The sequence below is a fragment of the Metalysinibacillus jejuensis genome, from assembly GCF_003057615.1.
Taxonomy (GTDB): Bacteria; Bacillota; Bacilli; order Bacillales_A; family Planococcaceae; genus Metalysinibacillus; species Metalysinibacillus jejuensis.
The window spans coordinates 1-9631 of sequence record NZ_QAFW01000064.1 but is presented as its reverse complement, the minus strand read 5'-3'; the positions used below and the strand labels follow the sequence as shown (position 1 = coordinate 9631).

Genomic DNA, 9631 nt, shown 5'->3' with positions numbered 1-9631 from the left:
ATTAACGCAGGACAAAATATTAAAAATGAAGCGATAAGACTTCTAACCGTAGGGGCTACGGGGTTAGCCTACTAAATATCTGTTCGATAGAACGGAGTTCGTAGGAATCCCCCACTTCAAACAACCCATAAGGTGTTAAGTGGGGGTAGTTCAATTATTAATTCATTTGTGAACGTAAATACGCATGGATAAACGGATCAATTTCGCCGTCCATTACCGCACCAATATTACCTGTTTCTTCGCTTGTACGGTGATCTTTAACCATTGAGTAAGGGTGGAAGACGTACGAACGAATTTGGCTACCCCAACCAATTTCTTTTTGCTCACCGCGAATGTCATCAAGCTGTGACTGTTGTTTTTCTAGCTCTACTTGGTATAGTTTAGCTTTTAACATATTCATCGCTTTTTCGCGGTTTTTAATTTGTGAACGCTCCGCCTGACATTGCACAACAATACCTGTTGGCATATGCGTAATACGTACAGCTGAGTCCGTCGTGTTAACGTGCTGACCACCAGCACCTGTCGAACGGTACGTATCAATTTTTAAGTCTTCAGAACGCACTTCAACTTCGACATCATCTGTAAACTCCGGCATTACATCACACGAAACGAATGAAGTATGACGACGACCTGATGAGTCAAACGGTGAAATACGCACTAAACGGTGCACGCCTTTTTCGGCTTTTAAATAGCCATAAGCGTTATGCCCTTTAATGCCAAGTGTTACCGATTTAATGCCCGCTTCATCACCTGGCAAATAGTCGATTGTTTCGACTTTAAAGCCACGGTGTTCAGCCCAGCGCGTGTACATACGCAGTAATAATGAACCCCAGTCTTGAGACTCCGTACCACCCGCACCTGGGTGTAGCTCTAAGATGGCATTATTAGCATCATATGGTCCGCTCAGCAGCATTTGAAGTTCAAAATCTTCCATGCTCTTTTTAAATTCTTTTACTTCTTCGCCTAATTCAGCTTGTAAATCTTCGTCGTGTTCTTCACGTAATAACTCAAGCGTCATATCGATATTTTCGTACGTACCGACAAGCTCTTGGTATTCGTTGACGATATTTTTTAATTGGTTTGACTCATTAATAACAACTTGCGCTGCTTGTTGGTCATCCCAAAAATTTGGATCTAGCATCATTTCGTCTAGCTCCATAATGCGTGCCTCTTTGTTTTCTAAGTCAAAGAGACCCCCTAAAGTCCGCCAATTTTTTGGCTGTATTGTCTAACGTATTACGTACTTCTGCTAATTCCATCATAAGTTAATTCCTCCACGTAGTTAAAATTGCTATCCTTTCATTATAAACGATACTTTGATGACTTACCATAGAAAAAGCAGTGTATACACGAATTGTACACACTGCTTGTTATTACACTGCACCGTGGCAGTTTTTATACTTTTTGCCGCTACCACATGGGCACGGTTCATTACGTCCGACTTCTTCTTTTTTGCGCATCGGTTGCTTTTTGACTTTGCCGCCCTCTTCTTCTTTAGGGTTAACCGCTTGGCCCTTCGCAACTTCTTCACGCTCAAGGTTCGAACGAATTTCAGCTTTCATCGCATACTTCGCTACGTCATCACGCACTGAAGCCATCATTTCTTCAAACATATGGAAGCCTTCTTGCTGATACTCGCGCAGTGGATCATTTTGACCGTACGCACGTAGGTGGATACCTTGACGCAATTGGTCCATCGCATCAATATGATCGATCCATTTTGTATCAATGGAACGGAGTAAAATAACTTTCTCAAACTCACGCATACGCTCAAGCGTCATTTCTTGTTCCTTCTCGTCGTAGCGCTCTGTTACTTTAGCTAAAATATAAGCAACGATTTCTTCAGCCGATTTACCTGTTAGTGCATCTGCTGTAACATCGCCTTCATGTAATAAGTTATTCGTTGCGTAATCTTCAATCGCTTTTAAATTCCACTCATCGCGGTTTTCGTGCTGGGTAAAGATTGCTACGTTTTGCTCTACCGCTTGTTCAATCATTGTTTCAACAAGTTCACGCATATTATCTGACTCTAAAATCTGGTAGCGCTCGCCGTAAATGACTTCACGTTGTTGACGCAATACATCGTCATATTGGAGTAATCGTTTACGCGCATCAAAGTTATTACCTTCAACACGTTTTTGCGCTGACTCTACGGCACGCGATACAATTTTTGATTGTAATGGCTGCGCATCGTCCATACCGAGCTTCGTCATCATATTTTTCATATTATCCGAGCCGAAGCGGCGCATTAAATCGTCTTCAAGTGATAAATAAAACTGCGTTACCCCTGGGTTACCTTGACGACCAGAACGACCGCGTAGCTGATTATCAATACGGCGTGACTCATGACGCTCCGTACCAATTACTGCTAGACCACCTAGCTCAAGCACGCCTTCGCCTGGTTTAATGTCCGTACCACGACCGGCCATGTTCGTCGCAATCGTTACTGCACCTTTTTCACCTGCGCCTGTAATAATTTCTGCTTCACGCTCATGGTTTTTAGCATTTAATACGTTATGCGGAATTTTATGGCGCGTTAATAAATTCGAAATAATTTCTGATGTTTCGATCGCAACTGTACCAACTAAAACGGGTTGCCCTGCTTTATGACGCTCAGCAATTTCTGCTGCAACAGCTTCGTATTTACCGTTCATCGTCGCAAAAATTAAGTCAGCGCGGTCATCACGTGCGATTGGTTTGTTCGTAGGAATCGCAATAACATTCATATTGTAAATGTTACGGAACTCCTCTTCCTCGGTTTTCGCTGTACCTGTCATACCCGACAGTTTTTCGTACATACGGAAATAGTTTTGGAAGGTAATGGTCGCCATCGTCATTGACTCGTTTTGAATTTCGACGTTTTCTTTTGCCTCAATCGCTTGGTGTAAGCCGTCTGAATAGCGGCGACCTTTCATTAAACGACCTGTAAAGCCGTCAACGATTACGATTTCGCCGTCTTGTACGACATAATCGACGTCTAAATGCATGCTGACATGCGCTTTTAACGACTGGTTAATGGCATGTAACAGACGCACATGCGCAAGGTCGTATAAGTTATCAATACCGAAAGCTTTTTCGGCTTTTTCGATACCGCTTTCGGTTAACGTTACACCTTTAGACTCTTCTTCATACGTGTAGTCTTCTTTGTTTTTTAACATGCGCACAAAGGCGTTAGATTGCTTGTACAGCTGAACAGACTTAGCCGCTTGTCCTGAAATAATAAGCGGTGTACGCGCCTCGTCAATTAAGATAGAGTCAACCTCATCAATAACTGAGAAGTACAGTGGGCGCTGTACGCGCTCTTCTTTATAAAGCACCATATTGTCGCGTAAATAGTCGAAGCCCAGCTCGTTATTTGTGCTATACGTAATATCTGCTAAATAAGCTTCGCGCTTTTCTTCTTTCGATAAGCTGTTTAAGTTAAGGCCGACTGTTAACCCTAAAAAGTCATACAGCTCGCCCATCTCAGCAGCGTCACGGCTCGCTAAATACTCGTTGACCGTCACAACGTGCACACCTTTACCAGTGATTGCGTTTAGATACACGGCCATTGTAGAAGTTAACGTTTTACCTTCACCGGTTTTCATCTCGGCAATATTACCTTCATCTAATGTAGCGGCACCCATAATTTGCACGCGGAATGGGTACATGCCTAGCACGCGGCGTGAAGCTTCGCGACAAACCGCAAATGCCTCAACGCGTAAGTCATTAAGTGCCTCGCCATTTGCAAAACGCGCTTTAAACTCTTCTGTTTTTGCTTTTAGGGCATCATCAGATAAAGCTTCCATTTGACTTGCGAGCGCTTCAACCGCATCCGCAATTTTATTCAGCTTTTTCAATTCTTTTTTATTTACATCGAACATCTTGTTTAAAAGATTTAACATGTATCGTCACTTCCTATTTAGTCTCATCTTTTATAGTACCATTTTCGCTAGCTAAGGCGCAAATTGTCACTACTTGTTTAACATGGTAGAAGTGCGCACTAAAAAACTCGCCATTTGTGCGCGCGTTACGTGAGCGGCAGGCTTAAATAATGTGCCTTGCGGGCGCGTAATACCGAGCGATGCGAGCACCTCGGTATACGTGCGCTCTTCTGCCGTCGTCACGTCTGTAATCACCACTTTTTCCGTACCGCGTTGTAAATCAAAAGAGCGTACGAGCACTTTGGCTAATTGACCGCGTGTAATCGGCTTACTCGCTTGTAAAGTCGGCTGCGTAAATGCCCCTGCGTCTTTAACGACGAGCGACGCATAGTAAAGTTCGCGCTCACTTTCACTTCCTGTTTTAAAAGACGTGGGCACGTCTAAAAATGGTGTAACTTGTTGCTCTAAACCAAACGCTAAAACGAACGCTTGAGGGCTTTGATCGCCGGCAATCGCGCGCGCTATCGTTAGCGCGACTTGCCCGCGTGTCATCGTACGCCCCGGGTTAAAGGTCGTACCGTCTTTAAAAAAGCCAAGGGCAACAGCTTCATTAATTTCTTGTTGCGTTTGCTTTGGCAATTGCTCGGTATCTGTAAAACTCGGTGTCGCTAACAACATTGTCGCTAGCACTATCGATTTCAACATCTCTTTCCACTCCTTTCCTTTCGTGCGCACATTTTTCTAGTTTATTTGCATAGAACTCTATTTGTGCGCACGTTCCACCAGTTTATCTGCATAGAAACATCCTAAGTGCGCACATCCTACACATTTATCTGCATAGAACTACTCTATGTGCGCACGTTCCACACTTTTATCTGCAATACACGTTTGTTTTTACGCATAAAGCCATTTCCTCTCTTCAGGAAATGGCTTTCAACCATCTAAGCACTTCAGTACTCGCTTCAGTGCGCACCTCTCGCCTGTTTACCTACATAGCAACACACTAAGTGCGCACGTTCCACTACTTTACCTGCATAGAACTACTCTATGTGCGCACGTCCCACACATTTAACTGCATAGAAACACTTTTTATCTGCACTTCGCAAAAAATGCCTAAACCGCAGTGGGCTTAGGCACTTTACTTATATTAATTTGTTTCGATTAAGCCGTACTTACCGTTTTTACGTTTGTAGACGATGTTCGTACCATCTGTCTCTGCATCCGTATAGATGAAGAAATCATGACCTAATAGGTTCATTTGTAAAATTGCTTCTTCTTCGTCCATTGGTTTTAAATCAAATTGCTTTGTACGTACCACTTCGTATTCTTCTTCTGAAGAAGCTTCAGGTGAAGCGGCTGCCTCTGTTGCTGCGAAGTATAAGCCTGCACCCTCGCGCTCACGGAACTTGCGGTTAACTTTTGTTTTATGCTTACGGATTTGACGCTCTAGCTTATCAACGATTAAATCAATCGCTGCATACATATCAGCATGACGCTCTTCCGCACGTAGTGTTAAGTTTTTCATCGGAATTGTAATTTCGACTTTTGTTTGTTTGTCATTATAAACTTTTAAATTTACATGAGCTGTAGCATTGATGTCCTCGTTGAAGTAACGTTCGATCTTTTCAACCTTTTTTTCAATGTGCTCACGGATGGCTGGCGTAACCTCGATATTTTCGCCACGAATGTTAAAGTCTAACATATAAACTCCTCCTTTAAATAACAACTTACTACTACATTCGATACGTTATGTAAAAACTCCTTCTTATTTCGTAAAATAAATTTACAATTACTCACCTTTTAATACTTCTTTACGGCGGCGAGCTTTTAACTCCTCTACAATTTGCCCTTCAACAGCAGGTTGATTGTGCATGTATAAGCCGTATAAGCTTTGGCTACCTAGCTCGCGTCCCCAGCGCACTTCACTAAACGCTTGGATCGTATCTTTATCCAAACAAAAATTAACTTCTAGTTGTACTTGCTGGCGCTCTGACGATGTTAATTGCAAATTCGTTTGCACCTTCATACCTTGTGGGCTAATGTCTAAGATAAGCCCTTCCCACGTTTTCCCGTGTAATGTTGTGTTTTCGGATTTAATCGTGCCTTTGATCGCCACATCATCGCAAAATGCGTAGCGAAATCCTTCATTGCGTCGATATACCATGTGTAGTCCCCCTCTATTTAGTCATTTATACCTACTTTCTGTCAAAAATAATAGGTGACAGCGTATAGTCGCTATCACCTATAGTATACCCTACTTTTTACCATCATAATACATACCATCAAGATTTCTCACAGAATCGTACTGATTTGTGTATTGGCGCTCAGTTTCCCTTGACTTTTGGAAGTTTTTAATATCTTTTTTAACGATAGTCATTACATCTGCCAGTCGCGCACGGATGCCTTCGTCGAGCTCGAGGAGATGGGGCAAAAGCTGATGCCCTTTCATTTCCTCGGGCGACAACTGAGCAAGTAGTGCGCCGCGCTTATCTAGTAAATCGTCAATGCGCGCAATATAGGCGTCACGCGCATCGCCTTCAGGTACAGTTGTTAAATGATGAAATAATGTGGCAGACGTTGCCAATAATTCCTTTACAACCACTTGTGTCATACTTGGTCACCGCCACCAGCATGTTGCTGTTGGCGATTTAAACGAATAACCTCTTTCCACGTATCACGAAACTCCGTCATAAGCCCAGCCACCTCATCAATAATCGCTGGATCATTTTTGATGTTAGCCTCAAGCAGACGACGATTCATATAATCATATAAAGGTTGAATTTCTTTAGAAATCGGTACATTCATATCAAGCGTTACCATAAGCTCAGTAATAATCGCTTGCGCCTTTTGTAAGTTCGTATTTTTCGTTTGAATATCTTTGTCTAGCATCGCCTTTTTAGCAAGCGTTAAAAACTTTAAACAACCGTTGTATAACATTAATGTTAACTCACCTGGTGATGCAGTTGTTACGCTATTTTGCTTGTATGCATTATGTGCTGATGATTGTGCTACCAACTACGACAACTCCTTTTTTAGTATTACTGACCGAACTGCGCAAACATACCTGATTGCTCGTTCGCTTTATTAATAGCTTTCTCCATTGCAGTGAACTGTTTCCAGTAGCGCGCTTCAATGTCTTTCATTTTTGCTTGCAATTTAGTAATGCGGTCATCCGATTCAACGATTTTTTTACCAATGCCATAAGACTGGTCAGTTGCACCATCTTTACCCGCTTTTTTCTCAATTTGCTTCGTCATATCTTCCATCGCATCACGTAAACGCCATGCAATACCACGTGTATCTTCTGTACGTCCGTTTTCGTCTTTTTTCACTTCACCTGAAGCCGCAAATAGACGGTGCACTTGATCAGGATCTTTAGCCAGTGCTGCTTCTAATTTATCTTTATCAATTACTAGCTTACCGTTTTCTGATAGCTTACTAGAAGTTGTAATACCGATTTTAGCGAGTGAATTAATGCTATCGTCACCTAAACCACCTACAGGCGACATAAATGTCATACGCATTTTTGCCATGCCATCGCGCACAATTTGGTCGTTTCGAAGCATACCACTTTTCGCTTTTTCGTCCCAAAGCTTTTGCTCGTTCTCTGACATATCTTCACGTTGTTCTTTTGTTAGTGGTTTATAATCACGGTATTTTGTTTCTTTTAATTGACCGTTAAATTCTTCAATCATCGCATTGTATTTATCAACAAAATCTGTAATTTGCTCAACTGCTGCTTTTGTATCAGAAGAAGCCTTCATCGTCACAGGTGCTACTGTCGTGCCTGTTGCTGGGTTTTTAGCCGCAAAGTCTTCAGCTTCCGCTTGTTGCGATGTTAATGCTACTACATCTGCTTGTGCTGCCGTTAGGTTTGCTTGTACTGCAGTAGCTGCTGTATCTGCTACATTAAATGCTTGCTCTTTTTCTGCAAGATCTTTTAACCCTTGTAGTTCGCCGCTATGAGTAGCTAACTTTTCTACATCCGCTACATCCATAGCCGCTAATTTTGTTTTTGCGGGACCGTCTGTCATCGCTTCAATTGCCGCAGTTAAACCTGCTCCTATTTTACCTGCTAGATTACCTAATGCTAATGCTATAATATCTTCATCTGTTAATGCTTTTAACACATTTTTATCTGCATTATCATAAAATGTCTCTAAATCTGGCTTACCAGCAAAAGCTGTCGTACGCCCGCCATTATAAGCTAATTGCGCATTATCACGAGCTGCATTTGCTGTTACAACATCCGCTTCAAACGCTGTAACACGGTCATTTGCTTTAGCTAACTTTTCGTTAACATCAGCTAGTTGCTTTTGCGCTACATTGCCTGCGTTAAATGTTTGTTTAAGCGTTAGTTCGTAACCCGAAATTGTAAAAGTATTAGAAGAACGCTCCGTTTGAATACCGTTCACTTCGAATTTGGCATTTTGTCCATTACTAGCTAAAACATTATCTGAACCAAAGCCTAGTTTGTTAAAGACATCATTGTTACTTTCGTTAATGATTTCACCAGCACCATCTGCTGCCTTACCCATATTTTTAGCCGAAAGTGACAGTTTACCGCTCTCGAAAACTGCTGTAACACCTGCGCCACTTTCATTAATTTTTTTCATTAAATCATTTACGGTATCTGTAGCAGGATTAAAATTAATCGTCGTTGCTTTCTCTGCTAAATTACCATCCGCGCCAATTGCACGCAGTGAAATTGAGCTATCTGTAATACCTAACTCACTTAGTTTCGTTTGACCTTTTGCACCTGTTTGGCTACCTACAGCTTGTGCACTTGTCGCAAGTTGCGATACCCCACCAATCGAAATATTGCCTGATGCATTACCTTTAGCGGTTACACTCACTAAATCTGAGTTAGAAGATGTTGCTGTTTTTTGATTCATCTTACCTGATAAAATCATGTTATCAAAAAGGTAGCTATCAAATGTTTTAAGCTTAGCATTTACACTACGATACGCATCACGTTGCCATTCGTACGTTTGTTTCTTTTGAAATGTTCTATCTAAAGGCATACGTTCAGCCTTCATTAACTTTTCAACTAGTGCGTCGATATCCATACCTGACGCTAAACCACCTACACGCATTACCATGTGGATTGTCCCCCTTTTAAATTAAATTTTTTCGTCTACAATCATACCGACCATTTTTTGCATTTCATAAAAGGCGTTTAACAGTTTTTCTGGTGGTACTTCTTTTATTACTTCATCCGTTTGTGGGTCTACAACTTGAACATAATAGCGCTCTAACCCTTCGTGGAAGCGAAATTTTGAAGACATTGGCTTTGGCATATGGTCTTCCATAAATTCATTAAGTGACTCTACAGCATGCTGTAACTTCTCTTTGTTTGCTGCTGACTTAGCTAAACCCTCTGCAGCTTGTGCGCTTGTTGCTTCTGTAACCGTTGGACGATCTACAATCTTTGGCTTACTCGCCTGATGTGTTGCTTGTCGCTGTGCATTTGTTGCTGTGTTCGTTGAAGCTGTGTTTTTACTGGCACTTGACACGCTTGCCGTCATATCCATTGACGACGCTTGCGATGAAATTCGCATGTTCGTTACCCCCTACATCCTTGTATTATATAGTTCTATATGTATAGTATCGTCAGTTAACCTAAAACTTCCACACTAATTGTCAATATCGGCTTAAAATTCCCCAAAAATATCGGAATAAAATTCCTCACTTTTCTGTTTTAACCGTGTGAGGCAGCGGGAAAATTCCCGCTTTTTTCTTCTCCTCCATACGGTAAGAATCGCCCT

At 41.9% G+C, this 9631-nt stretch carries 9 protein-coding genes; all 9 read right to left on the bottom strand.

Features of this window, described 5'->3' with window-relative positions:
• Positions 1 to 157: 157 nt before the first annotated feature.
• A protein-coding gene (gene prfB, locus DDE80_RS12870) for a peptide chain release factor 2 (protein ID WP_108308275.1) occupies positions 158 to 1259 on the bottom strand; the annotation gives its coding sequence in 2 pieces (ribosomal slippage) (positions 158 to 1186 and positions 1188 to 1259; 1101 coding nt in all).
• Between the two features lie 114 nt (positions 1260 to 1373).
• On the bottom strand, positions 1374 to 3884 hold the full coding sequence (secA, locus tag DDE80_RS12865; protein ID WP_108308273.1) for a preprotein translocase subunit SecA: 2511 nt from the start codon (positions 3882 to 3884) through the stop codon (positions 1374 to 1376).
• Between the two features lie 69 nt (positions 3885 to 3953).
• On the bottom strand, positions 3954 to 4568 hold the full coding sequence (locus DDE80_RS12860) for an S-layer homology domain-containing protein (protein ID WP_108308271.1): 615 nt from the start codon (positions 4566 to 4568) through the stop codon (positions 3954 to 3956).
• Between the two features lie 442 nt (positions 4569 to 5010).
• On the bottom strand, positions 5011 to 5565 hold the full coding sequence (gene hpf, locus DDE80_RS12855) for a ribosome hibernation-promoting factor, HPF/YfiA family (protein WP_108308270.1): 555 nt from the start codon (positions 5563 to 5565) through the stop codon (positions 5011 to 5013).
• Between the two features lie 87 nt (positions 5566 to 5652).
• Positions 5653 to 6027, bottom strand: a complete 375-nt coding sequence (locus tag DDE80_RS12850; RefSeq protein ID WP_108308268.1) for a PilZ domain-containing protein — start codon at positions 6025 to 6027, stop codon at positions 5653 to 5655.
• A gap of 90 nt (positions 6028 to 6117) precedes the next feature.
• Positions 6118 to 6474, bottom strand: a complete 357-nt coding sequence (gene fliT / locus DDE80_RS12845) for a flagellar protein FliT (protein WP_108308266.1) — start codon at positions 6472 to 6474, stop codon at positions 6118 to 6120.
• Positions 6471 to 6878, bottom strand: a complete 408-nt coding sequence (gene fliS, locus DDE80_RS12840) for a flagellar export chaperone FliS (protein WP_108308264.1) — start codon at positions 6876 to 6878, stop codon at positions 6471 to 6473. Before fliS ends, fliT begins: the two co-directional genes overlap by 4 nt.
• Positions 6879 to 6901: 23 nt before the next feature.
• On the bottom strand, positions 6902 to 8965 hold the full coding sequence (fliD, locus tag DDE80_RS12835; RefSeq protein WP_108308263.1) for a flagellar filament capping protein FliD: 2064 nt from the start codon (positions 8963 to 8965) through the stop codon (positions 6902 to 6904).
• Between the two features lie 21 nt (positions 8966 to 8986).
• Entirely contained in the window at positions 8987 to 9424 is a 438-nt protein-coding gene (locus tag DDE80_RS12830) for a flagellar protein FlaG (RefSeq protein WP_108308261.1), read from the bottom strand.
• Positions 9425 to 9631: the final 207 nt, after the last annotated feature.